The sequence below is a fragment of the Vibrio sp. Y176 genome (assembly GCF_033438945.1).
Map to the genome: position 1 here is coordinate 1 of NZ_JAWOQS010001205.1, position 514 is coordinate 514.

Annotated in this window: 1 protein-coding gene; it reads left to right on the top strand. The window is 65.4% G+C overall.

The window, feature by feature from the left end; genetic code table 11:
- On the top strand, window positions 1-514 hold a 514-nt coding region (locus R7O13_RS31000), incomplete at both ends, for a MobA/MobL family protein (RefSeq protein ID WP_318305743.1).

Here is a 514-nt window from a genome sequence, read left to right on the forward strand (position 1 = left end):
GAGCGGCCCGCCGACTACTGGGATGCTGCCGACCTGTATGAACGCGCCGATGGGCGGCGGTCCAAGGAGGCCGAATTTGCCCTGCCGGTCGAGCTGACCCTCGACCAGCAGAAGGCGCTGGCGTCCGAGTTCGCCCAGCACCTGACCGGTGCCGAGCGCCTGCCGTATACGCTGGCCATTCATGCCGGTAAAGGTGAGAACCCCCATTGCCACTTGATGATCTCTGAGCGGAAGAACGACGGTATCGAGCGCCCGGCTGACCAGTGGTTCAAGCGGTACAACGCCAAACAGCCAGAGCGGGGCGGGGCGCAGAAGTCCGAGAGCCTGAAGCCCAAGGCATGGCTTGAGCAGACCCGCGAGGCATGGGCCGACCATGCCAACCGGGCATTAGAGCGGGCTGGTCACGACGCCCGCATTGACCATAGAACACTTGAGGCGCAGGGCATCGAGCGCCTGCCGGGCATCCATCTTGGCCCCAACGTGGTGGAGATGGAGGGCCGGGGCATCCGCACCA